Here is a 23,569-nt window from a genome sequence, read left to right on the forward strand (position 1 = left end):
GTAGACGGCCCCTAAATGGGGTTCCCGAACTCGCGGATAGTGATTCCGGTGAAGTTGGCCGGGCCGCCATCGGCATAGAGGGAAATCCCTGTGTCGCCGTCTGCGAAATGCACCTGCTGGGAAACCACCGTGTGCCCGGAGTCCACAAACACCTCAACACTTTGGGTATCAACGAAAATGCGCAGGTGAACAGAGCGCGCGTTGGCGTCGATGGGTGCTGCAGCGCGCGTGTACGGTGCCAGCGCGTAGCCGCTTTGGTCCGAGGGGGCGCGGTCGACGTACAGTTCAGCACCGTACTTCCCGATGTTGGTGTGGCGTGATCCATCCGGCGAGCGGCCCACCGATACCCCAACGTTCGCGGCCGTGTCCCACGAGATATCGAGCTCCAACTCATATGCCCGCCCGCCCCATGGCAGCACGAAGCTGCCGTTGACACTGCGATCCGGAAGGGTGGTGGTGGACGTGACGTAGTTGGAAAGGGCCGGCACGGGGGCGCTGAGCAAGGTGTACCAGCCGCCGGATTGGCGCTCAAGCCTGAGCTCACGCGTGATGGAATTCTGCCAGTTGTAGCCGTCGGAAGCGTCAGTGGGTACATCGCGCGCAGCGTACTTCCAATTGTTCATCCATGCAGTGGCAAGGCGTTTCGTCTCAGGCGCTTCAACGGCCGGCCACGTCACGGCGGCGTACCAGTCCCATCCCCAGTCGAGCCACTGTGGTGTGAGGTTGTCCGCAATGAACGCCGTGCCGTTCCATCCACCTGTCCAGTAGGCGAAGGTCATCGGCAGGCCGACGCTGTAGGCGTCCATGCTCGCGCCGAACACCCAATGCCGGGTTCCATCACCGGCGGTCATCTCGAACAGATCCGGACACTCGATTCCGCCCAGCGCGTGGTTTGGATAGTCGAAGTTGGACTTCCATTGCCAGTCCCTCAGGTTAGGCGACGTGTAGAAGGCTGCGTAGCGGGCACGGCCGATGACACAGACCCACTCGTTCCGCGTCGCGTCCCAGTGGATCTTGGGATCACGGAACCATTCAGCGTTCTCTATTTCTGCCGGGGTGGTGGCCGTTCGTCCGTCAGTGTTCACAATGACCGGGTCAGGCAATGCGGTAAAGGTGTAGCCGCCGTCGGTGGACCAGTAAAGATACTGTTCCTGGAATTTCCGGACGCCATCCGTGGGCTGGGTGGCGAGCGCGATCACGGCGCCGGCACCGAAGCCGGCGGTGTTGGCGGTGTCCACCACGGCCGATCCCGACCACACGGGAAAGTCGGGTTGCAGGGGCATCACCACGCCGTGATGGGTGAAGGACACGCCGTCACTGGTGGTCGCGTGGTCCCATCCGCCCGGTCCGTTGTTCTGGCCGGAGTGCAGGTAATAGAGCTGGTACGCGCCATTGGTATGAACGGGACGCTGCGGATCACAAAGCCAGCCCGATGGCGGAGTCATGTGGTAGACCGCACGCTGGGATGCCTGGGCGTGCGCTGCTACGGGGACGGCACTGGTCATCAACAGTGCCAGGGCACCAACTCCTGCGCCTTGCAGGGCTGTGCGTCGAGAGATGTCATGCGTCATTGATTCGTTCCTCTCAGGGTTTGGCAGGCACGACGGCGCGCCAAACGTCATTTCGGCGGTAGTGGACGCGCGTGGTGCAGCCGGGGGTACGGGCAGCCTGATGCTGCACGTCATTGGGAGAGCTGGATCGGTACTGATCGCCTGGTCCGTACGGTTCAGCATCGAGCGGTCCGGTGAGTCATCGGCTACGCAGGACATTAGTGGCAGGCGGTGCGCCGGTCAAGCGTTTTAGCACGTCAATTTTGGCGGAAAATGAATTTTGCTAAAACGCTTGAACACTCCTGGTTTTCGCGCTAACTTACGAGTGATCAAACGCTTTAGCAGAATGGACATCAGCGCAGATGAAACGCTCAGTCTTCTTCCAACCCTCCGACGGATGGGTTGGGGACCTTATCCCCTTCGAGAAGGACGGAGAGTTCTGGCTCTTCTACCTTCACGAAGACCGCTCGGACCCAAAGCCCGGAACCTCATGGAACCTCGTCACCACCAAGGACCTCACTCAGTTTGAGAACCATGGCGTCTCCCTGCACCACGGCAGCGAAACCGACCTGGACTTCAATGCATACACCGGCAGTGTCGTCGCGGACGGATCCGGCATCCACCACCTTTTCTACACGGGCCAGAACCCCCGGAACCTCGGGACCGACGGCGCGCCGCTCCAGTTGGTCATGCACGCAACGAGCACCGATGGCATGCGGACCTGGCAGAAGCACCCGGAACTGACTTTCGGCGCTCCGGACGGCTACGAGTCCGGTGACTGGCGGGATCCCTTCGTGTTTCGGGATGACAGCAAGAACCAGTGGCGGATGCTGTTGGCAGCGCGGCATTCCACCGGTCCGGAACGCCGCCGCGGCGTCATCGCCCAGTGTGTGTCCAGTGATCTGATGACCTGGCAGTACACCGAGCCCTTCTGGGATCCACGCCGCTACATCACCCATGAATGCCCGGACGTTTTCGCCTGGGGTGACTGGTGGTACATGGTGTACTCCGAGTTCTCGGAATCGTTCACCACCCGCTATCGAATGGCCAAGAGCCCTGATGGGCCATGGATCGTGCCGGATCTGGACAGCATCGACGGGCGCGCCTTCTACGCGTCAAAGTCCGCCGAGCGGGACGGGCGACGATTCTTCTTCGGATGGATCGCCACCAAGGAAGGTAACCGCGATCAAGGGCCGTGGCAGTGGGCGGGCACCATGTCTGTGCTGGAAGCCCGCCAAAACCCCAACGGGACACTCGCTTTCTCCTTCGCGGATGAGCTGGTGGAGAGCTTCTGGGACGACGTTCCGGTATCCCTGACCAGCGCGTTGCCGGCCCGGCTGGCCGTGCCGGACGGGTACACCGCCCTGATCTCCGAGGAGGAACTGCCGCCTCAGTTCTACGCCAAGGCGGTGCTGGACATCGCGGCCAACACCACCGAGTGCGGGCTGCTGCTCCGTTCAAGCCACGACGGCGACCATTCTTACGTCCTGCGTCTGGAACCCAAGCGCGGCAGGCTCGTCTTCGACCGCTGGCCGCGCGCCATCACCGGCGATGCGCAGTGGCACGTCTCCGGTGACGTGCCGTTCGACGTCGAACTGGAACGGCCCTGCGACCTCACCCCGGGCGCGCACACCCTTGAAGTCATCGTCGACGGCGACACGTGCGTCGCCGTCGTCGACCGCCAGGTGGCGCTCAGCGCCAGGATTTACGACCTCACTGCCGGACGGATCGGCGTCTTCGCCGGCGAAGGAAGCGTCACTGTCACCGACCTCGAGATACGTCAACGCACCGACAACTGAACATCCCCCAACCCCAACCTCTGTTCCAATCAAGGGAGATTGCCGCAATGAAGAAACTACTCCGTGCTGCCGCCCTCGCAGCCGTCGCAGCCCTGGCTTTGACAGCCTGCGGCGGCGGAGGAAGCACCAGCGACCCCGCCAACGTCAGCCCCACCGGGGAAATCAAACCCCGCGAAATATCGTGGCTCCTCTCCAGGCCCGCCGACGGAGCCGTCATCAACATCATGAAGAAGCTCGCAGACGACTACGCCAAGGACCACCCGGGCTTCGCACTGAACCTCATCACCACCCCGGACCGTCCCTCCTACATCCAGAAACTCGAAACCCTGGCCGCGGCCAACAAACTCCCCGAGCTGTTTGACACGGATGCCACCCCCTTCGCCCAGCAGTTGGCGAAGCAAGGCAAGATGGTGGATGCCGACAAGCTGCTGAAGTCGCTGGACCTCTATGACGACTACCGGCCCGGCGCCCTGGACTACCAACGCTTCGACGACGGTTCGCTGTTCATGATCCCGTTCCAGTTCGAGCTGGAATTCATCTGGTACAACAAGGCCCTGCTGGAAAAGGCCGGCGTGTCTGTACCTGAGTCCCTGGACGACGTCCCCGCGATGTGCACCGCCTTGCGCAGCGCCGGAATTTCGCCGATCGCCATCGACGGGCAGGACCAGTGGCCGCTGGAACGCTACGTCGCGTACCAGCCGTTCCGGGCCGCTGGGCCCGACTTCGTCCAGAAACTGAAGAAGGGCGAGGCTGCGTTCAGCGATCCTGCGGGCCAAAAGACTGTTCAGTGGATGGCTGAACTCGGTAAGGCCAAGTGCTTCCAGGATGGTTTCTCTGCGCAAGGCTACTCGGACGCGCAGAACCAGTTCACCTCCGGCCAGGCCGCGATGTACAACATCGGCACGTGGGAGCTGCCCAGCCTCGCCACAGACAAGCTCAACGCCGATGTCCGGGACGACATCGACTTCTTCACCCTTCCCACGACGTCGGGTTCCGTCACGGCGGCCAACGAGTTCGTCTCACCCTCCGGCATCGGCATGGCAGTGAACTCCAAGACGTACGATCCGCTGGTCAGCGACTTCCTGAAGTTTGCTTTGGAGAAGTATCCGGCAGAATACGCGGCCACCGGAGCGCTCTCTCCCACCACCAATGTGCAGACGACCGTCCCCGCGAACGCCACCCCGCTGTATAAGAAGGCCCTCGAAACGGCCAACACGCTCGGGGAAAAGCAAGCCATGCCGTGGGACACCCAGCTGGATCCCACCACCAACGGCCGCCTGCAACAAGAGCTCGTCCTCCTGGTCCAAGGCAACATCACGCCCGAACAGTTCACCAAGACCATGGACGACGCCATCAAGCAGAACGCGCCCAAGTTCTTCAAGTAAACCGAAGCGGCGGGGGTCCGCCAGGACCCCCGCCCGAAAGGCCCACCATGCTTCCCAACAGGTCAAGGACCTCAGTCCTGGTCTTCCTGCTCCCGCCCCTGCTGCTTTACTGCGCAGCTGTCCTCTTCCCGATTCTTCAATCCCTGTTCCTGAGCTTCTTCTCCTGGAACGGCATCAGCGACATGGAGTTCGTAGGTCTTGCCAACTACGTCCGAATGCTGACGGCTGATGACATCTTCTGGCGCTCCTTCTTCAACGCCCTCATCTACCTGGCCATTTGCTTGGTCCTGCAACTCGGCGGTGCACTGGTTGTCGCCAGCCTGCTCACTTCCCTGCGCCGGGGACGTGAACTGATCAAGACCCTGTATTTGCTGCCCGCCGTGATCTCCACCGTCGCCATTGCGTTCCTCTTTCTCCGCATCTACTCCATTGACCCGGTCGGGCTCCTGAACCAACTGCTCCACTGGGTGGGGCTGGGTTCCTTTGAGCGGGCCTGGTTGTCCGACGTCAACACCGTCCTGGCCGCAGTATCCGCCCCGGAAGGATGGCGGTTCACGGGGCTCTACATGCTCATCATTTACGCGGCACTGATCGCAGTGCCCAAGGAACTCGAAGAAGCCGCGGTCCTGGACGGCGCTTCGAAGTGGACACTCTTCACCAAAATCCGCTTCCCCTACATACGACCCGTCTGGATTACCACCACCATCATGGCCACCACGTACGGCTTGCGAGGATTCGACATCCCCTACCTCATGACCAACGGCGGCCCGGGACAATCCTCCGAGCTGCTCACTACCTATATGTACAAGACAGCCTTCACCAGCACGGACTTTGGCTACGCAAGCACCATCTCCGTCTTCATCGTGATCGAGTGCCTCGTCGCCGTCGGCCTTATCTTGTTCATGCTCAAGCGGAAGGCAGATTAATGATCACCCAGACAGCACCGGCTACTCCGCGCGCATCGGCTCCGTCTTCCCCGGTTCATCAGCGACGGCGGCGGAAGCCAAGTTTGTACCGAACGCTCTCGCGGGTCCTGATCATGCTCATCGTGATCGTCCAGGTCTACCCGCTCGCCTGGCTGTTCGTGACGAGCCTGCGGACAGAACACGACTTTGCCACGGGCGATCCGTTCGCGCTTCCCAGCTCCTTGACCTGGGAGAACTACGCCAGAGCCTTCGAAACCGGTGACCTGGGACGGAACATCCTGAACAGTTTCATCGTCACCATGGGCGCCAACATCCTCATTGTCTTGTTCGGCATGATGGCCGCCTACGCCATCCAGGTCCTTGGCTTCCGCCTCAGCAAATTGGTCCGCGGCCTCTTCCTGATCGGGATCATTGTTCCCGTCCAGATCGCCTTGGTCCCCCTGTTCATCGACTACTCCGCCGTAAACCTGCTGGACACCTACCAGTCGATGATCATTCCGCTGGCCGGTTTCGCCCTGCCGATGTCCATCTACCTTTTTTCGTCCTTCTTTGAATACATTCCGCGGGAAACCTACGAGGCAGCATCACTGGATGGGGCTGGCCCGTACAGGATCTTTGGCCTGATCACGCTGCCGCTGTCCCTCAACACCGTGGTCACCGTGGTGTTGGTGAACAGCATCTTCATCTGGAATGACTTCATCTTCGCCAATACTTTCGTTCTTTCCGAAGACCTCAAGACCATCCCGCTGGGCCTGCAGAACTACATCGGTGCCATGGGCAAGGTCGATTGGACGGCAACTTTCGCCGCCGTCTGCGTGACCATCACACCGCTGTTGCTGGTGTTCCTGGTCCTTAACAAGGCCATGATCCAAGGCCTTGAGAGCGGAGCGAACAAGGGATGACGGCCATGGCAGACGGATATACTCCTGATGGAGGACAGATGATTTCGCAGGAGAGAGAGTCAGGCAACGCGGCCACACCGGGCGTTCCTGTCAAAAGAACCCACGTCCATCCCGTGACCCTCCGCGAAGTCGCTGAACTGGCGGGCGTCTCCACCGCCACGGTCTCCCTGGTGATCAACAAGAAGAAAAACGCCCGCATTGCCGACGAAACCCGTCAACGCGTCACCGAGGCGATCACCCAACTGGGATACCGTCCCAATGCCATGGCCAAAACGTTGGTGAGCGGCACGTCCAAATTCATAGGACTGGTTGCCGACGGCGTAGCCACTACGCCGTTCGCCGGCCAAATCATCCATGGGGCCCAGGACGAAGCATGGAAACATGGCTACGCGCTGCTGATCGCGAACACCGAGGGGAACCGAGAGCTCGAAAAAGACGCGATTGCCATGATGTTGGAATACAAAGTACGCGGCATCCTGTACTCCACCTGGTTCCACCGCCCCACCGACATCCCGGAAACCCTTCGGGAATCGGACTTTGTCCTGGTCAACTGTTTCTCCCCGGAGGCCGGAGCTGCCAGGGCCGTGGTCCCGGACGAAACACAGGGCGGGCAGTCTGCCACGGAAATCCTCCTCCGCGGCGGCCACCGTCGTATCGCCTTCATTAATGCCACCACCCCGGCACCGGCCCGGGACGGCCGACTCCAGGGATACAAGGACGCACTCGAAGCCGCGGGAATTCCTTTCGATCCCGCGCTCGTGCTGGAAGCCTACCCGGATCAGGAAGGCGGCTACGGCGCCACCGGCCAGCTGCTCAAGCTCGAGGTTGGTGCGGTGTACTGCTACAACGACCGCATGGCCATGGGACTTTACGATGGCCTGCGGGAAAACGGGCTCTCCATTCCGGACGACATTGCCGTGGTGGGTTTCGATAACCAGGAAGTTATTGCCGCCCATCTCCGGCCGCCGCTGTCCACTGTGTCACTGCCTCATTACGAACTGGGCGCCGCGGGCGTGCGCATGCTCTTAGGCCTCGACGCCGCGCCCCTTGAGTCAGCCGTGAAGATCGCATGCCCGCCGGTTGAGCGCGCGTCCGTGGCAGTGCACTCACCGGCTTAGCGTCCCGTTGCCCGGCTGCCTGACCGGCAGAAGCCACCCCATACCCCCCCCCTACCCAGTCCGCCATCATGCGGGATACAGGGCTCCGCCCTCATGTCCGGATGGTCGACGGACCGAGGACCACATGATGCCCTTCAAGTCCAACACCTTCTCCTATGACCGCACCCAGGCAGCTGAGGTGATGGTGGTCGGCGAATCGCTCGTAGACATCGTCGTCTCCGCTTCAGGCAGCGTCGAGCACCCGGGAGGTTCACCCGCGAACGTCGCCTACGGACTGGGGCGGCAGGCACCCGGAGGGAGATCCCGCCTGTCGTGACGGAGGTAGCCGACACCATTGGCGCCGGCGACTCGTACATGGCTGCCCTGATTTACGGACTGCTGATGCGTGAAATGGACGGTTTCACCCCGTCCGTAATCGAGTCGCTTGGCGGCATGGCATCGAAAGCAGCGGCCATCACGGTGCGCCGGCCAGGCGCCCAACCCCCGACGTTGGAGGAGCTGCACGGATAACTGCTCATTGCCCGCAAGCTCCCATGGGAATAGCGTTGTGGGTGGAAGCCCAGTGGTCCCCCATCACTGGGCTTCCCTTGTTAACCTGGTTAATCTGCCAACCCTTGGGGAAGGACAATGCTTTTGATCGGCTCCTTGGAAACAACCGGGTCCACTGACGAGCTGACCGGAATCGTGGGCGTGGCAGCGCAGGTTATCGAAGCCCTCGGCGAATGGGGTGTGGGCTTGCTGACGCTGCTGGAGACAATCTTTCCCCCAATTCCCAGCGAGGTCATCCTCCCCCTGGCCGGATTCCTTACCCAGCAAGGCAGCATCAGCCTGTTCCTGGTATTCCTCACCAGCACCCTTGGGGCGTACGCAGGAGCACTGTTGTTGTATTGGCTGGGATACAAAGTAGGGCTGGAACGGTCCATCAACTTGTTGTCGAAACTTCCGCTGGTTGATCGCGGGGATTTCGAGAAAGCCGCAGAATGGTTCGAACGTCACGGCAAGTCCGCGATCTTCTTCGGTAGGCTTTTGCCCGGCGTACGCAGCCTCATTTCCCTCCCGGCGGGCGCCGAACGCATGAACCTGATGACCTTCAGCATCTTCACGATTGCCGGGACCGGGGTGTGGAACGCCCTGCTCATTGGCCTGGGCGCGTTGCTTGGCAAGCAATACCACCTTGTAGACCAGTACTCACGATTCCTGAATTACGCCGTGTACTCGGGTGTGGCCGCTTTCGTGGCATGGCTCATTGTCCGCAAGGTTCGACGAGGCAAGGAAAGCGCCAAGTAGGGCAGAACCGCCCTAATTGATAATTTCACCGCGCTCGTCGGCCAGGAGTGTTGCCAAGCGTTCCTTCCACGCCTGCAGCGCCTCGGGCGCCAGCCGTGTCCAGTCGGTGACTTCGCCAATGACCCTGAGTGGTGCGCTGCTGCGATATGACCGGGTGGGATTGCCGGGAAACTTCTTGTCGGTTACGTTCGGGTCGTTTTCGAAGGGCCCGGTCGGCTCGACGGCGTAGACGCGCGGCTCAGCGTCGCCGGCGGCGAGTTCGGCAGCGAGTCCCGCACCATCTCGAAGAGCCGTGAAATAGATGTGGTTCATCACGACTTCGGGACGGTAGTTAGACCTGAACCCTGCGCCCAGGAGATCACCTTCCCGAAGATTGGCCTTCGTTCCGTGAAAGAACGGTCCTTCGTCCAGCGGTTGGTTCACAGCTACAGCCTCTTCCGCACGGCCGAACGGTCGATGTGAAGTTCGTCGAAGAGTGCCGATACGGGGTCATGTTCTCCGCGCTCCAGGAGCGCTTCGAGGAGGTTGGCGGCGGTGATCTGTCGGGACTTTTGATCCACGGCATGCTTGAGCATACTGGCCATGGCCTCTTTGGCCCCCGAACTGAACGGTGGCTTCCTCCCCTTGGTTGGCATGGTGGCACGCTTGAGGTCCTTGGTTTCGAGTCCGATGGCCTTCAGGGCAGTGGCGTCCAGCCGCGAAGCTGCCGTTTGGGCGTCCTCCAGAGTGACCCCCAGGACCGCCGCCGGGCCCGGTTCATGAAGTGCACCCAGAAGGAGGTGCTCCGTTCCCATTCGTTTGTCGCCCCGGCTTCGGGCCTCTTCCATGGCGCACCCAACGATCCTTCGGGTGTCATGGGCAAATTGTTCAAACATGGCTCAACTCATTCCCGGTATTTAGCGTGTATCGATTGTCGTGAAACGCCCAAGGCGTCACCGATCTGCTCCCACGTCCAACCCTGTTCGCGGGCCGCCCCGACGTGGACTGCTTCGACCTGTTCGGCCAGGCGGTGAAGAGCTCCCACCGCGCGTAAGCCGATAGCGGGGCTCGTCGAACGAATCTGCTCGGAGAGTTCATCAGCGTTCATACCTGTCAGGCTAGACTGACACAGCTTCATTTGTCAACGCAGGCTGACAAACCCTTGTGGCACCGTCTCAGGGCTGACTAGGCTGAGCACCATGTCAGCGACCTACACGTTCGACGTATTTTCCAGTCTCGACGGCTTTGGTGCCGCGAGCGGCAATTGGACCGGCTACTGGGGCAAGCAGGGGCCCGAACTGCTTGAGCGCCGCCTCGCCCAGTACAGCCAGGACCAACGGATGGTCTTCGGAGCCACCACATACCGGGCATTCGTCGAGATGCTTTCCTCCAGCAGTGAGGAGTCGGAAGTCCGGGATCCATGGGTCACCCGGATGATCAACCTCCCGGCCACGGTGGTGTCCACCACCCTTCAAGGGCCTCTGGACTGGGCGGACGCGACCCTCGTGAGCGGCGACGCAGTGGACGTCATAGCCAGGCTCAAGGAGGAATCTGACGTGCCGTTGCGCTCCCACGGAAGCCTCGCAATGAACCGGGCACTGATGGCCGCCGGCCTGGTTGACCGGGTTCAGGTCACCATCTTCCCCGTGATCACTGGCCAAACCGGAATGGGCTCGATCTTCCGTGGTGCACTGGACTTCGACCTCGAACTGATCGAGAACCTGACACTTGACGGCCGCACCCAGGAGCTGATCTACCGGCCAACCCTGCACCGCTGACGCAAGTCCCGCACACTCATTGAGATTCTCAGCGATGACAGAATCGCTAAGGACGCCACGACAAAGTCTTGCCTCGCGGATGACACGCTCTCACCCCCTGGGATCTGCTCCAAGTGCCCTGAGGCGGGATGCCCTTTGTCAGTTCAGGCGCTGGGTGAGGTGAATTTCAACGGCGTCACCGTCGTCCTTCCCGATGGCTTTGCGGACAGGAGCAGCCACCGGGAGTTTATGCGTACCGTCTCCCAGCGCCATGAAGGCCCCGGTGAATGGGTGTCCGTCTACGGTGCCGGCCACTTTGACCAGTCCACGCGTTCCAAAGATCTTCGCTGAATCGGGGAGCTGGACACAGGTCCAAGTGTCACCTGATCGGACTTTGCCGAGCCGGGCAACGAAGGTGATGTCCAGTGGTTGTGGTTCTGCCATCTTCTCTTCTCATCCTTATTGGGGTCAGTGCAATGCTCCGTGACGCGTTGCCAACGAACGGCTGCGCGCTCATCGCTAGGATAAGACGAAACTGAAATCAGGGAGGCTTGGTGTTGTGGGGGAACAACCCGCCTACAAACCATGTACCTACCCGCAGGTATCCGACTCCGTCGCCTGCGCAAACCGATCCGCCATCACGCACAACGAGAAATGAATATGGAACTTCTTGACGCACACACTGTTGTGATCTCTGCCGTGCTCCTGGTGCACATCACAGGGGTGATGATCGTGGCCGCCTCAATCGCTGGCCTGGTGATCTCACTTTTCATCGTCGTCCTCGCTGTGCATGCTGTCCGAACCATGTGGGAACTTACGCAAAACTGGCGTGGCAGAGGACGATTCATCGGATATTTCAGCAGGTTTCTCCGTTCCTTGAATTCAGCGGCCCTTGCGACACGTCCCCTGATAGCTGCGGTACGACAGAGGGTCAGCCAGCGACTCTTCGACGGAAGAACCGAGTGACGTGTTTGAGGAGAGTCAGAACCAGGATTTTGCCAGTGCGGGAGTCTTGAGACTTTCCTGAGGGACTGTTGACTGAACACCGGATGGGTTCTTGATCTTGCCCCGGCACAGTAGTTCTTGTCAGCCAGAGAGGCTGAAAGGAACGGCCGGCCGGTCTCACGGTGGCCTCCCGAAAGGACACTGATTCCCATGGCCATCACCCTCAAGACCACCTCCGGCAAGATCCTCGCCTCCGTCGCACTGCTCGGCACCGCAGCCGCCGTCGCCGGGATGGGAACCTACGGCGCGTTCACCTCCTCGACCTCCGCCTCCCAGGCCGTCACCGCAGGAACCGTCACCATCGCCTTGGGCACCGGAGCCAACAACACCCTCAACGTCCCCGTCGCGGGCCTGCTGCCCGGTGACAAAGTCGAAAAGCTCGTCACCCTGGCCAACACCGGCAATTCCGACCTGAACAACGTCACCCTCACCACCTCCGCCGGCGCCACCGGATCCCTGCTCACCACGGACGTGACGAACGGCCTGCAGCTGACCATCGAAAACTGCTCCGTGGCCTGGACTGGCTCCGCCGCCCCCTACAACTGCGCCGGAACCAAAACCACCGTCCTCGCGTCCGGCCCGGTCATCGCAGCGAACAAGGTCCTGAACAACCTGACCTCCCTGACCTCGACCAAAACCGACAACCTCAAGGTCACCACCACGCTGCCCGGCACCGCGAACAACGACTTCCAAGGCGCCACCTCCACCATCGGATTCTCCTTCACCGGCACCCAACGCACCGAAACCACCAAGTAACACCCCAAGACCCCGCAAGGGGTTACACGATAGGCCCCGGGGGCCGGCCTGTTTGCCCTTCAGGCCGGTCCTCGGCCATGTCCCGAGCAAGTCGTGAGGCCATCCCGCACCCAGCCGTGGGCTGTGGTGGATTCTTTCGTTCTTGAGCGGACCTTGAGTGTTCACCAACGTCTTTCCTGAGGCTGGGTGGGCACACTGGAAAGCGGAACAACCACACCACCGGGACGGAACGCGCAATGCAGGGCAAGGGAATCATCTGGCAGGTACCGGCCATCATCATGGCCGCCATGCTCCTGCTGATGGGCGTCCAGATTTCACCAGCCCACGCAAAGTTCAACGACACCGAAACGGGTTCCATGGCTGTCTCCGCCGCCCGGATCCCCGCGCCGGCGGCCAATACCGTCGCCGTCACCAAGTCCTGCGATTCCTTCCTGTGGTTCGGTCAGGCAAAGATCAGCGTTGGCACCTTCGCCGCCGTCCCCTATGCGAACTATCACGAGCTGAAGGTCATCGACCCCGACGGCGTTGTGCAGTTCACCGGCGACCTGAGCAAAACCGCCGGGAAGTCCTACAGCTCCGGGGTCCAGAACGTGAGCAACTTGTCCGGGACGTGGACCTACCAGATCCGCGGTTACTAAAAGGTCCCCAACTCCACGAACTCCTGGGTCGGCCAACCCCTCACGGGCACCCTGGTCTGTCCCTGACAGCAGCCCACAACCGGACGATGCGTGGATGCCCTGCATCTCAGACACGAAAAACCCCTCCGTTCCGGGCGAAATCGCCGGAATGGAGGGGTTCGTGGAGCCCCCTGTCGGATTCGAACCGACGACCCCCGCTTTACAAGAGCGGTGCTCTGGCCAACTGAGCTAAGGAGGCGCGCTCCGGCTACCCGGAGCTAAGCGCGAAAGAGCGCTAGATAAGGTTAGCCCAGACCATCCCCGTCAACGAAATTCGCCTGGACAACAGCGGCCGGCCACCCGAGAACAAAGGGTGACCGGCCGCCGTCGTAAGTTCCTTGGCAGTTAGCCCTTGGCGGTGATCGCAGTCTGGATCTCAGCGTTCAGGTCGGTACTGCCATCCCACTGCTTGCCGTCGATGAACACCGTAGGCGTGCCCGTGATGCCGATGGCCGCAGCTTCCTGCGTGGCAACCTTCACCCAGGGGCGGAATTGCTTGCTGTCGACACAAGAGTCAATGTTGGCCGCACCCACTTCGGTCGCCATTTTCTTCAGGTCGTTGTCGGAGATGCCGGCGCTGCCTTCCGCGGGCTGGCGCTCAAAGAGCAGGTTGAAGAAGTCCGCGTACTTTTCCGGAGAAGTGTTCACTACGCAGGCAGCAGCGTTGGCTGCACGCGAGGAGTAGTTGGTGGTGGATTGCTGGTCCAGGAAGCCCAGCGGCCGGTATTCGAGGGAAATTTTTCCTTCGTTCCGGAGGTTGGTCAGCGACTCCCCGTAGGTCGTCTCGAAGCGCTTGCACACCGGGCAGATGAAGTCGATGTAGGCAATAACCTTGACCGGCTTGCCGGCTTCGGCTTCCCCACCCGGGACCGTTACGGTCGCGGGCTTCGTGGCCGCAGGGGCGGGAACGTCGGCCACATTGACGGTGGCGGGCTCGGACTTAACAACTTCGCTGTTGGCCAACAGCGTGACGCCACCGTGCACGTTGCCGTTTGCCGGCGTCGGTCCCTGGTCGGCGATGGGTGCGTTGTTCTGCGCCTGGCCTATAACGACGAATGCCACCACCGCGATGATGACGACAACGGCAACCACAATGCCCCAGCCGACCAGAAGCTTGCTGCGCTTGTCCTTTTTCAGCTGGGCTTCGCGGATTTCGCGCGCTCTTTCCCGTGCCTGGGCGGTGCGTTCGGCCTTGGACAGGCGTGGTTCGTTTGCGGGGCTCATCAGTTCCTCGGGGTACTCGACGTCATAGTGCATAGCTAGGGCAACGGGGTCAGTTTACGGGAGCAAACTTGAAGATCTGCCGCAGACCTTCCTGCCCGGTTGTTGAACGATCAAGTGCCGGGGAAGATTCCGCTAGTAGGCTGGGAGTTGAGTCACAGCAAACCCAGGGAGCGTTAATGCAGGATTTGGCAAGCGAGAAACTCAAGACCGAAGACGGCGTCAGGGCTTCTCCCGTCAAGAAGCCCACGGCAACCAAGTTCGACTTCATGGTGGTCTCCAACAGGTTGCCCGTTGACCGCATCAGCGATGACAACGAAGAAAGCGGGTGGCGCCGCTCCCCCGGCGGCCTGGTCACGGCACTCGCGCCCATGATGACAAAGTCCGACGGCGCGTGGGTGGGTTGGCATGGTGCCCCGGATGAGACGGTGCGCCCCTTCAGCCATGAAGGCATGGACCTCGTCCCGGTCCAGTTGAGCAGCCACGACGTGGAGCTCTACTACGAAGGCTTCTCCAACGCGACCATCTGGCCGCTGTACCACGACGTCATTGCCCCGCCGGAATTCCACCGCACATGGTGGGACTCGTACCGCCAGGTCAACAAGAAGTTCGCCGACGCCGTCGCGCGCCATGCCGCGGACGGCGCCACGGTCTGGGTGCAGGACTACCAACTCCAACTTGTTCCGCGGATGCTCCGCGAGGTCCGGCCGGACCTGAAGATCGGCTTCTTCAACCACATCCCCTTCCCACCACCGGAAATCTTCGCGCAGCTTCCATGGCGCCGGGAAATCATCGACGGCCTGCTTGGAGCGGACCTTTTGGGCTTCCAGCGTCCCAGCGATGCAGGCAACTTCATGCGCTCCGCACGCCGCTTCCTGGGCGCCAGCGTCAAGCAACAGCAGGTTCACGTGAAGGGCCCTGACGGCGAAGTCACGCACATCGCCAGGGCACAGGCCTTCCCGATCTCCATCGACGTTGACCAGATCCGTGAGCTCGCGGGCAGGCCGGACATCATTGAGCGGGCCCAGCAGATCCGCAAGGACCTCGGCAACCCCACCACCATCCTGCTGGGCGTTGACCGGCTGGATTACACCAAGGGAATCGGCCACCGCCTCAAGGCCTTCGAGGAACTCCTGCGCGAAGGCAGCATCAAGGTTGAAGACGCCACCCTCATCCAGGTGGCGAGCCCCAGCCGGGAACGCGTTGAGCAGTATCGGCTGCTGCGCGAAGAGATCGAAGGAACCGTTGGCCATATCAACGGCACCTACGACACCATCCAGAACACGGCCGTCCGCTACCTCCACCACAGCTATCCGGTGGAGGAAATGGTGGCTTTGTACCTCGCCGCGGACGTCATGCTGGTGACAGCGCTTCGTGACGGCATGAACCTGGTGGCCAAGGAATACGTCACGGCCAGGTCAAACGACGACGGCGCGTTGGTGCTCAGCGAGTTCGCCGGCGCTGCCGACCAACTCAAGCAGGCCTTCCTGATTAACCCGCACGACATCGACGGCCTCAAATCAGCCATCCTCCGCGCAGTAACCCTTCCACCCAAGGAAGCCCGCCGCCGCATGAAGCTGATGCGCAAGCAGATCCTGGACCACGACGTCGATCACTGGTCGGCTGAGTTCCTTGCCGCCCTGGAAGAAAAGGTAGTGCGCGATGACACCTGAGAAACTGTCCCTCCCGCCGGAACTGTTGGAAGCAGTCCGTCGCATATCAGGCACTGAGCATCTCCTGGTGGCCCTCGATTTTGACGGCACGCTCTCCCCCATCGTGGACCGCGCTGAGGACGCCCGGCCACTGCCCAGGTCAGCTGCGGCTTTGGAGGCACTCGCCGAACTTCCGCGTACGACGACGGCACTCATCTCAGGTCGCGCACTGGACAGCCTGCGGCTGGTCGCCTCACCTCCGGCCAACACGCTGCTGATCGGCAGCCACGGGGCTGAAGTGTGGCTCGGCGAGGGATCCCTGGGCCTGGAGCTGGACGACGAGCAACGCACCAAGCTGGCCGCGGTCCGCGAGGTCTTGGCGGAAATCGTGAATATCGCTCCGGGGACGTTGCTCGAAGACAAGCCCGCCGGCGTCGTCCTCCACACGAGAATGGCCGACGACGACGTTGCGGAAGACGCCGTCGAGGCAGCGATGCGGGTGCTGCGCGAGCACCCTGGTGTGTACCTTAAAACCGGCAAACGGGTGCTGGAAACGTCAGTGGTCCACGCATCCAAGGGCGAGGCCGTGGAATTTCTGCGCCAGGCAACCGGCGCTACGGCCATCCTGTTCGCTGGTGACGACGTCACCGATGAGGACGCTTTGGGCCGGCTGTTGGGCGATGACGTGGGCATCAAAGTTGGCCTGGACTTCACCCAGGCCCACTACCGCGTGGAAGCGCCGGTGCACGTGGCGGAGTTGCTGGAAGCGTTGCTGGGAGAGCGTCGGCAGGTCACCGCCCAGGCATAGCGTGTGAGCAGCACGACATGTGACGTTCGTAACATTTAGGTAGTTAGTCAAAAAGTCTGACATACTCTTGGATGTGATGTGACGCACAGCACCGTGCGACGTCACACGATCCTCCCCGGCCATTGGCCGGGGAGTTCAACTGAAGAAAATGAACCATTCACAACGGATCGTCCGGCACGTACCTGCCGGTGAAGGGATTGATAACTGTGGCTACAGTTACTTTTGATAACGCTACGCGTCTGTACCCGGGCACAGATAAGCCCGCCGTCGATAAGCTCAACATCGACATCGCCGATGGCGAATTCCTGGTCCTCGTTGGACCCTCCGGTTGCGGTAAGTCCACCTCGCTGCGCATGCTCGCAGGCCTTGAGGACGTCAACGCCGGCCGCATTCTGATCGGTGACCGCGACGTCACTGACGTTCCGCCGAAGGACCGCGACATCGCAATGGTCTTCCAGAACTACGCCCTGTACCCGCACATGACCGTTGCGGACAACATGGGCTTCGCGCTGAAGATTGCCGGCGTTTCCAAGGAAGAGCGCGCCGAGCGTGTCCGCGAAGCCGCCAAGCTTCTTGACCTTGAGGCTTATCTTGACCGCAAGCCGAAGGCACTCTCCGGTGGCCAGCGCCAGCGTGTTGCCATGGGCCGCGCAATCGTCCGTAACCCGCAGGTCTTCCTCATGGATGAGCCGCTGTCCAACCTTGACGCCAAGCTCCGCGTCCAGACCCGTACGCAGATCGCATCCCTGACCCGCCGTCTCGGCGTCACCACGGTTTACGTGACGCACGACCAGGTCGAGGCAATGACCATGGGTGACCGCGTAGCAGTGCTGAAGGACGGCCTTCTCCAGCAGGTTGACACCCCGCGCAACCTGTACGACCGCCCGCAGAACGTCTTCGTTGCAGGCTTCATCGGCTCCCCGGCCATGAACCTCCTGGAACTCCCCGTCGTCGACGGCGGCGTCCAGTTCGGCGGAACGGTTTACCCCGTGCCGCGCGACGTCCTCGAAGAAGCTCACGGCCAGACCGTCACCGTCGGCTCGCGTCCGGAAGACCTCGAGACCGTCGGCAACGGCGAAGGCCTCCAGGTTGAGGTTGACGTTGTCGAAGAACTCGGCGCCGACGCTTACGTCTACGGCCACACCATCCTCGATGGCAAGAGCCACGACATCGTTGCACGCGTCGACGGTCGTCGCCCCCCGATGAAGGGCGAGTCCATCTTCGTTCGTCCGCAGTCCGGCCACGTGCACCTGTTCGACACGAAGACCGGCCTCCGCCTGGGCGACTAGTCCCTACCGGCAGTCAATAACTCCGCATGAAAGCGGCCCGACCCCTCCAGGTCGGGCCGCTCTCGCGTTAACCTTTCTCCCAGAAAGAACGGCATGAACACGACGGACAACCTGATCCCCCGCCCCTCCCACGTCGCACTCCTGGATGGCCCGGCCTTCACGCTTGGTTCCACAGCACGGATCACCGCAAGTGACTCAGCGGTGGCAGTGGCTCAACAACTCGCCTCGCTCCTGCGCCGCGGTACCGGTTACGAGTTACCCATAGTTGAGGACACCCGCCCCGGTGACATCTCGCTCGAGTTGACGGACACGTTCGACGGCGGCCCGGAAGCTTACGTGCTTACCGCCGGCGAAGATGAGGTAAGGCTCACGGCATCCACCGGCGCGGGACTCTTCAACGGCGTGCAGACGCTCCGCCAGCTTTTCCCCGCGGCTGTTGAGGGCGCAGATCGAAGCGACAATACCTGGGTGATTCCCGCCGTCGAGATTGCCGACGCCCCGCGGTTCGCGTACCGCGGCCTCATGCTGGACGTTGCCCGCAGCTTCTTCACGGTGGAGGAGGTCAAGGCGCAGATCGACGTCATGACCCAGTTCAAGCTGAACGCCTTGCACCTGCACCTCACGGACGACCAAGCGTGGCGCATCGAAATCCACGAGCCGGAACACAACCCGTCGGGGTTGCCCTACGCCCAGCTGACCGCCTTGGGCGGACAGGGCGCGGTGGAGGTTCCCACTGCGGTGCCGGCCCGCGGGCGCCAAGGGTTCTACACGCAGCAGGACTTCAGGGATATCCAGGCCTACGCCGCCACCAAGAACGTGCTGGTGATACCGGAGATCGACCTCCCAGGCCACGTCAACGCCGCCCTTGCCTCGATTCCGCAGCTCAACCCGGACGGCGCAGCCAAACCGATGAGCACCACCGCAGAGGTGGGCTGGTCAACCCTCACCGCCGACCTGCCCGCCACCTACGAGTTCGTCCGCGAAGTCCTCGGCCAACTCGCCGCCATCACTGTGGGTCCGTACCTCCATATCGGCGGGGACGAAGCGAAGGTCACCGAACACGACGACTACGTGGCCATGGTGCAGCAGTTCGTTCAAATCGGCGCTGACACCGGAAAAACCGTGGTGGGCTGGAACGAATTTGCTGCCGTCGAGCTTCCGGAAGGTGCCGTCATCCAGTACTGGCACGGCGATTTCGCCCCGGTAGTCCAGCAGGCCGAACAGAGCGGCGCAACGGTGATCATGTCTCCCGCCGCCAACACCTACCTGGACCAGAAGTATGCCTCGGACAGCCCCATCGGCCTTGAATGGGTGGAGGGTGGCCCCTTTACCTGGTCTGAGTACTACAACTGGGATCCTGCCCAGGGCGGGCTCAAGGACCAGCAGATCCTGGGTGTCGAAGGGCCACTGTGGACTGAAACCGTCCGCGACAATGAGCAGGCACAGTGGCTCCTCTACCCACGGGCTGTTTCCCTGGCAGAAGTCGCCTGGTCCGGCCAGGAGGTCCGCAACGCCGGTGACTTCCGACGTCGGTTGGGCGCCATGGGTGAGCGGCTCGCCAAGCAGGGTGTCGTCTTCCAGGAGGCGCCCGACGTCGAATGGTCGGCGAACTCAACGTGGCCGTTCCCGGAAACGGCCACGTCCTCCGACTCCAAGTACGGAACAATTGAGGCATGAGCGAGCAAAACGAAGCCCAGTGGCACGACGAACCTACCGACTACGGGCAGATCGGCAAGCTCCCCCGCACTGAAGCCGCGAGCGCGCAGGACACCGCGCCGCCTGCCAGCGTCATCGGTTCCCTGAACATTACGGCGGCTGCGGCAGATCCGGAGTTGCTGGACCTGCCGTGGCACATCGCTTTGGAGGACTGGCCGGCTGAGAACCTTGCCGCGCTCCCCCGGGGTATTTCCCGCCACATCGTTCGCTTCGCGCACCTCGGCGGTTCGGTCATCGCCATTAAGGAAACGTCCGAGCACGTGGCCCGCCACGAATACCACATGCTCCGGAAGCTGGCGCGGTTGGACGTTCCCTGCGTGGAGCCGGTGGCTGTGATCACCGGACGCACCACCGCAGACGGGCGCCCGTTGAACCCCGTGTTGGTGACGCGGCACCTGAAGTTCTCCATGCCATACCGTGCGTTGTTCTCGCAGATGTTGCGCAAGGACACGCTGACGCGCCTGATCGACGCCCAGGCGCTGTTGCTGGTGCGCCTGCACCTTGTGGGCTTCTACTGGGGTGACGTTTCACTGTCCAACACGTTGTTCCGCCGTGATGCCGGCGCCTTCGCCGCCTATTTGGTGGACGCCGAAACGGGCGAGCTCTACCCGGACCTCTCCATGGGCCAGCGTGAATACGACCTCGAAATCGCCCGGGTGAACATCGCGGGCGAACTGATGGACCTGCTGGACGGCGGGCTCATCGAAGAGAAGGTGGATCCCGTAGCCACCAGTGAGCTGATCATGGACAGCTACCGTCGGCTCTGGACTGAGCTGACCGAGAAGGAATCCTTCGAACTCGGCGAAAGGTGGCGCGTGGCCGCCCGCATCCGTCGCCTCAACGAGCTGGGCTTCGATGTGGAGGAATACGCCATCAAGACCACGGCTGACGGCTCAACCATCCAGCTCCAGCCGAAGGTCGTCGACGCCGGTCACCACCAGCGCCGCTTGCTGCGCCTCACCGGACTGGACGCCCAGGAGAACCAGGCCCGCCGGCTCCTCAACGACATGGACCAGTTCCGGGCCGACAACAACCCGGACCTGGACGAGGAAATCAGCGCCCACATCTGGGTCAGCCAGATCTTTGAACCCATCGTGCGGTCCATTCCGCGTCATCTGGCCGGGAAACTGGAACCGGCAGAAGTGGTGCACGAGGTCCTGGAGCACCGCTGGTACATGAGCCAGAAGCAGGACAGGTACGTCCCCTTGGCGGAGACTGTGCAGTCCTACCTGGACACCGTGCTCCAGCACCGCCGTGACGAGGCCGCCATCATGCTGAACCCGGACACGGAGCTGCTCAAGATCCTTGAGGTCGAGGTAGAGGAATCCGGCCGGTACGACGACGAGGAAGAGTACCCGGACGCGGACGACTGACGCGATGTAACGAACTCGACGTCGGCACTCAGGTGAGTGCCGACGTCGAGCCTTTTAACCTATGGTTCCAGAGTTTCGGCCTACGGTTCCAGAGTTTCGGCGAGGCCTGACAGGACCGGTTCGCGGCCCAGTTCGATGTGCGAATAAGCAAGCGAGTACGCCAGATCCGGGCGGCCCTTCAGGATCGCGTTGCACAACTCGGTGTGTTCGTCGCGCTGGAGTTCATTGCTGCGATTATGGGCAAGCCCGAAGATCCACCGCATCCGGCCAAACAGTGGCTTCACGGATTCAATCAGCAGCCTGTTGCCGGAGAGTCGGACGATCTCGGCGTGCAGTTCGGCGCTGATCACCGCCACATCGTCGGTCCGGTCCTCGTCGATAGCCTTCTTGGAAGCGTCCATGAGCTCCTCCAGCCGGCCGCCGTCGCTGCCCTCCGCCACACGCGTGGCAGCCATCCTGGCAGCGAAGGTTTCCAGGCAGAGGCGAATGTCGAATAGCTCATTGACGTCGGTGAGCGTCAGTTGCCGGACCACCGCACCTCGGCGCGGGAAAGTCTCCACAAAGCCGTCCTGTTCCAGGCGCTGGATGGCCTCGCGCACTGGGATACGGGAGACGTTGTAGATCTCCGAGAGTTCGCGTTCACGCAACCGCATCCCCTGGGCGTACTTCCCCGTGACGATGCCCTCCAGCACCAACTGGTAGACGTTTTCCGCACGGGCCTCTTCATCGCGGCCATTTCCCGTTTCCGGCATCGCCTCAGCCACTGTCAAACTTCCCTTCATGCCAGCGTCCGCTCCCTGTGCCGGACGGCGCCGATCAGCGTTCCAACCGAGCATACACGGGAGGAAAGAGCTCGTCGGCGGGGCGGTTCCGGGCATCCCGGACCGTATAGGCGCTACGCATCTTTTCGAACAGTTCCTGGCCCTTCAGACGCCAGTGATCCAGGTCCACTCCGGCTATCACGCCATCAGCCATGATGGTCCGTCCGGCTACTACGGACAGCACGGCCTGGCGGGCTGTGCCGTTCAGGAGGAGGGTCCGCAGCGGGTCGTCGTGGACGCCGTCCCGGATGTCTGCCAAGGAGAAGGCCACCATGTCGGCCTGTGCCCCCGGTTCAAGGCGACCCAGGTCAGGCCGCCTCAAAGCATGGGCTCCGCCCAAAGTGGCGGCGTCGATGTACCCGGCGACGTCACCGGCGTCGTTGGTGCCTGCAAGGATCTTGGCGAGCTGCACGCCGGCGTCGATGCCGCGGATGAGGTCCGGTGGGAACGAGTCCGTGCCCAGCGAGATGTTGATGCCGGCTTCCTTGTACGCGTTGAAGGAGTCCAGCGTGCTGCCGTACCGCATGGATGTCAGGGGGCAGTGGATGATGCTGGCACCACTGTCCGCCAGCCTTGCCAGATCTCCGCGGTCTTCGCCATGCACCGCAGGATTCCTGTCCGTGTAGGTGGCATGCGGGATCAGGAGGCGTTCGTTGAGCAATCCCACTTGGTCCAGGAGCTCCAAGGGCGTCACTCCGTGCCAGTCCAGGATGAGTTCGCGTTCCACCAAGCCCTGCAGGGAGTGGAGGCGCACCAGCACGTTGCGCTCGCTCGCCGCTGCTGCGGTGGCTTTGAGCAACTCGATGTCCAGCGTCTCGATCCGGCACGGGAGCAGCACTGCGTTGACCAGCGGATCGCGGAGTTCGTTCGCATGGTCAATGAAGCGCAAGGCATCCGCCAGCCCGTCGCGGCCGCGATCGTCGTCGAACATTACCGATCGTTCGCCGGTGTCCAACACGACGTTCACGCCGGAACGGTAGGCGGGACCTAAGAAGGCCCTCAGGCCCAAACGGCTGCTGGTCTCCGCCATCCCCACCAGTTCCTCGAGGGGCTCGGCCCATTCGGAATGCACTTCGGATGCGATGGGCATGTAAGTGGTGATGCCGTGCAGGACCAATTGGATCAGGGCGTATTCGCGGATCTGCTGGCGTTCTTCGGCGGTGAAGACATCCGCGCGGTTCCGGAAGTAGTCCTCGGACCACTGGTGGCCCTTTGCCTGCTCCGCGCCGGCCCAGCTGTCCAGGATGAGGTGGTCAATGTCAGTGAGCGCGTCCAGGTCGATCAGGCCGGGCATGAGCAGCGCGTCACCCAGCCGGCGTTCTTCGTCCACAGGGCCCGTGTAGTCGTGGCCGACGTACTCAATAGTGTGGCCGCTGTAGACCACGCAGGCGTTCTCCAGCAGGACATGGCGTCCGTTGTGATGGCCCAGCACGTAGCGGGCGGTGACCTTGGTGGGCACGGGCGACTCCTGTTTCCTGTCCTGCAGCGGACATTGCGGTAACTACTCTCTGGTATTCCAAACACTACATTATTTGTGATTTACATCGC

Annotated in this window: 24 protein-coding genes, 1 tRNA gene and 1 pseudogene; 17 read left to right on the plus strand and 9 right to left on the minus strand. The window is 62.0% G+C overall.

Annotation, left to right across the window (positions count from 1 at the left end; translation table 11 throughout):
* Window positions 1–11 precede the first annotated feature (11 nt).
* Window positions 12–1,571 (minus strand): glycoside hydrolase family 32 protein, encoded by a 1,560-nt coding sequence (locus tag GVL04_RS22385; protein ID WP_159708660.1) that lies wholly within the window; start codon window positions 1,569–1,571, stop codon window positions 12–14.
* A gap of 341 nt (window positions 1,572–1,912) precedes the next feature.
* Between GVL04_RS22385 and GVL04_RS22390 the strand changes: the two genes are divergently transcribed.
* From GVL04_RS22390 to GVL04_RS22420, 8 genes and pseudogenes are all read left to right on the plus strand, one after another.
* The gene (locus GVL04_RS22390) at window positions 1,913–3,349 is read left to right on the plus strand and encodes a GH32 C-terminal domain-containing protein (protein ID WP_159708662.1); all 1,437 of its coding nucleotides are present in this window, start codon (window positions 1,913–1,915) and stop codon (window positions 3,347–3,349) included.
* Window positions 3,350–3,396: 47 nt separating this feature from the next.
* Window positions 3,397–4,734 carry an ABC transporter substrate-binding protein gene (locus tag GVL04_RS22395; protein WP_159708664.1) on the plus strand — a complete coding sequence of 446 codons (1,338 nt, stop codon included), beginning with the start codon at window positions 3,397–3,399 and terminating at the stop codon, window positions 4,732–4,734.
* Window positions 4,735–4,781: 47 nt separating this feature from the next.
* Window positions 4,782–5,660, plus strand: coding sequence for a carbohydrate ABC transporter permease (locus GVL04_RS22400; RefSeq protein ID WP_159708666.1), 879 nt, complete (start codon window positions 4,782–4,784; stop codon window positions 5,658–5,660).
* Window positions 5,660–6,562 carry a carbohydrate ABC transporter permease gene (locus GVL04_RS22405; RefSeq protein ID WP_159708668.1) on the plus strand — a complete coding sequence of 301 codons (903 nt, stop codon included), beginning with the start codon at window positions 5,660–5,662 and terminating at the stop codon, window positions 6,560–6,562. The genes GVL04_RS22400 and GVL04_RS22405 overlap by 1 nt, the downstream gene beginning before the upstream one ends.
* 38 nt (window positions 6,563–6,600) lie before the next feature.
* Window positions 6,601–7,680 (plus strand): LacI family DNA-binding transcriptional regulator, encoded by a 1,080-nt coding sequence (locus tag GVL04_RS22410; protein ID WP_200846934.1) that lies wholly within the window; start codon window positions 6,601–6,603, stop codon window positions 7,678–7,680.
* A gap of 124 nt (window positions 7,681–7,804) precedes the next feature.
* Window positions 7,805–7,996, plus strand: coding sequence for a hypothetical protein (locus GVL04_RS24760; protein ID WP_235036401.1), 192 nt, complete (start codon window positions 7,805–7,807; stop codon window positions 7,994–7,996).
* Window positions 7,981–8,190: pseudogene (locus GVL04_RS22415) on the plus strand (PfkB family carbohydrate kinase); the annotation flags it as partial. The gene GVL04_RS24760 and the pseudogene GVL04_RS22415, both read left to right, overlap by 16 nt.
* 117 nt (window positions 8,191–8,307) lie before the next feature.
* Window positions 8,308–8,967 (plus strand): DedA family protein, encoded by a 660-nt coding sequence (locus tag GVL04_RS22420; RefSeq protein ID WP_159708670.1) that lies wholly within the window; start codon window positions 8,308–8,310, stop codon window positions 8,965–8,967.
* 12 nt (window positions 8,968–8,979) lie between these two features.
* Here the strand turns inward: GVL04_RS22420 and arr are convergent, their stop codons facing one another.
* Genes arr through GVL04_RS22435 form a run of 3 tightly spaced genes read right to left on the minus strand, consistent with a single transcriptional unit; the run spans window position 8,980 to window position 10,054 of the window.
* Window positions 8,980–9,390, minus strand: coding sequence for an NAD(+)--rifampin ADP-ribosyltransferase (gene arr, locus GVL04_RS22425; RefSeq protein WP_159708672.1), 411 nt, complete (start codon window positions 9,388–9,390; stop codon window positions 8,980–8,982).
* A gap of 2 nt (window positions 9,391–9,392) precedes the next feature.
* A complete protein-coding gene (locus GVL04_RS22430) occupies window positions 9,393–9,842 on the minus strand; it encodes a Clp protease N-terminal domain-containing protein (RefSeq protein ID WP_159708674.1) in 450 nt (149 codons plus the stop codon).
* An 8-nt stretch (window positions 9,843–9,850) separates the two neighbouring features.
* Window positions 9,851–10,054, minus strand: a complete 204-nt coding sequence (locus GVL04_RS22435) for a hypothetical protein (RefSeq protein WP_159708676.1) — start codon at window positions 10,052–10,054, stop codon at window positions 9,851–9,853.
* A gap of 91 nt (window positions 10,055–10,145) precedes the next feature.
* Here GVL04_RS22435 and GVL04_RS22440 point away from each other — a divergent pair, with 91 nt between their 5' ends.
* Entirely contained in the window at window positions 10,146–10,724 is a 579-nt protein-coding gene (locus GVL04_RS22440; protein ID WP_159708678.1) for a dihydrofolate reductase family protein, read from the plus strand.
* A 138-nt stretch (window positions 10,725–10,862) separates the two neighbouring features.
* On the opposite strand, the gene GVL04_RS22445 is transcribed toward GVL04_RS22440, so the two are convergent.
* Window positions 10,863–11,147: a DUF1905 domain-containing protein gene (locus GVL04_RS22445; protein WP_200846935.1), complete on the minus strand. Its 285-nt coding sequence runs from the start codon at window positions 11,145–11,147 to the stop codon at window positions 10,863–10,865.
* A 216-nt stretch (window positions 11,148–11,363) separates the two neighbouring features.
* On the opposite strand from GVL04_RS22445, the gene GVL04_RS22450 reads away from it, so the two are divergent.
* From GVL04_RS22450 to GVL04_RS22460, 3 genes are all read left to right on the plus strand, one after another.
* Window positions 11,364–11,669, plus strand: coding sequence for a hypothetical protein (locus GVL04_RS22450; protein WP_159708680.1), 306 nt, complete (start codon window positions 11,364–11,366; stop codon window positions 11,667–11,669).
* A gap of 189 nt (window positions 11,670–11,858) precedes the next feature.
* Window positions 11,859–12,464 carry a TasA family protein gene (locus tag GVL04_RS22455; RefSeq protein ID WP_159708682.1) on the plus strand — a complete coding sequence of 202 codons (606 nt, stop codon included), beginning with the start codon at window positions 11,859–11,861 and terminating at the stop codon, window positions 12,462–12,464.
* Window positions 12,465–12,700: 236 nt separating this feature from the next.
* Complete coding sequence (locus GVL04_RS22460; RefSeq protein WP_159708684.1) at window positions 12,701–13,102, plus strand: hypothetical protein; 402 nt, start codon at window positions 12,701–12,703, stop codon at window positions 13,100–13,102.
* Window positions 13,103–13,263: 161 nt separating this feature from the next.
* On the opposite strand, the gene GVL04_RS22465 is transcribed toward GVL04_RS22460, so the two are convergent.
* Together GVL04_RS22465 and GVL04_RS22470 are read right to left on the minus strand one after the other, a co-directional pair.
* Window positions 13,264–13,340 (minus strand) — tRNA-Thr (locus GVL04_RS22465).
* Between the two features lie 146 nt (window positions 13,341–13,486).
* Window positions 13,487–14,365 (minus strand): thioredoxin domain-containing protein, encoded by an 879-nt coding sequence (locus GVL04_RS22470; RefSeq protein WP_200846936.1) that lies wholly within the window; start codon window positions 14,363–14,365, stop codon window positions 13,487–13,489.
* A 176-nt stretch (window positions 14,366–14,541) separates the two neighbouring features.
* On the opposite strand from GVL04_RS22470, the gene GVL04_RS22475 reads away from it, so the two are divergent.
* From GVL04_RS22475 to GVL04_RS22495, 5 genes are all read left to right on the plus strand, one after another.
* A complete protein-coding gene (locus tag GVL04_RS22475; RefSeq protein ID WP_159708688.1) occupies window positions 14,542–16,035 on the plus strand; it encodes a trehalose-6-phosphate synthase in 1,494 nt (497 codons plus the stop codon).
* Entirely contained in the window at window positions 16,025–16,822 is a 798-nt protein-coding gene (gene otsB / locus GVL04_RS22480; RefSeq protein WP_159708690.1) for a trehalose-phosphatase, read from the plus strand. The genes GVL04_RS22475 and otsB overlap by 11 nt, the downstream gene beginning before the upstream one ends.
* Window positions 16,823–17,028: 206 nt before the next feature.
* A complete protein-coding gene (locus tag GVL04_RS22485) occupies window positions 17,029–18,111 on the plus strand; it encodes an ABC transporter ATP-binding protein (RefSeq protein ID WP_062070492.1) in 1,083 nt (360 codons plus the stop codon).
* A gap of 93 nt (window positions 18,112–18,204) precedes the next feature.
* The gene (locus GVL04_RS22490) at window positions 18,205–19,788 is read left to right on the plus strand and encodes a beta-N-acetylhexosaminidase (RefSeq protein ID WP_159708692.1); all 1,584 of its coding nucleotides are present in this window, start codon (window positions 18,205–18,207) and stop codon (window positions 19,786–19,788) included.
* The gene (locus tag GVL04_RS22495) at window positions 19,785–21,200 is read left to right on the plus strand and encodes a DUF4032 domain-containing protein (protein WP_159708694.1); all 1,416 of its coding nucleotides are present in this window, start codon (window positions 19,785–19,787) and stop codon (window positions 21,198–21,200) included. Before GVL04_RS22490 ends, GVL04_RS22495 begins: the two co-directional genes overlap by 4 nt.
* A gap of 80 nt (window positions 21,201–21,280) precedes the next feature.
* Here GVL04_RS22495 and GVL04_RS22500 read toward each other — a convergent pair whose 3' ends face one another.
* A complete protein-coding gene (locus GVL04_RS22500) occupies window positions 21,281–21,982 on the minus strand; it encodes a GntR family transcriptional regulator (RefSeq protein WP_235036402.1) in 702 nt (233 codons plus the stop codon).
* Window positions 21,983–22,016: 34 nt separating this feature from the next.
* Window positions 22,017–23,480, minus strand: a complete 1,464-nt coding sequence (locus GVL04_RS22505; RefSeq protein ID WP_159708698.1) for a chlorohydrolase family protein — start codon at window positions 23,478–23,480, stop codon at window positions 22,017–22,019.
* Window positions 23,481–23,569 lie beyond the last annotated feature (89 nt).

The sequence above is a fragment of the Arthrobacter sp. 18067 genome, assembly GCF_902706295.1.
GTDB lineage: Bacteria > Actinomycetota > Actinomycetes > Actinomycetales > Micrococcaceae > Arthrobacter.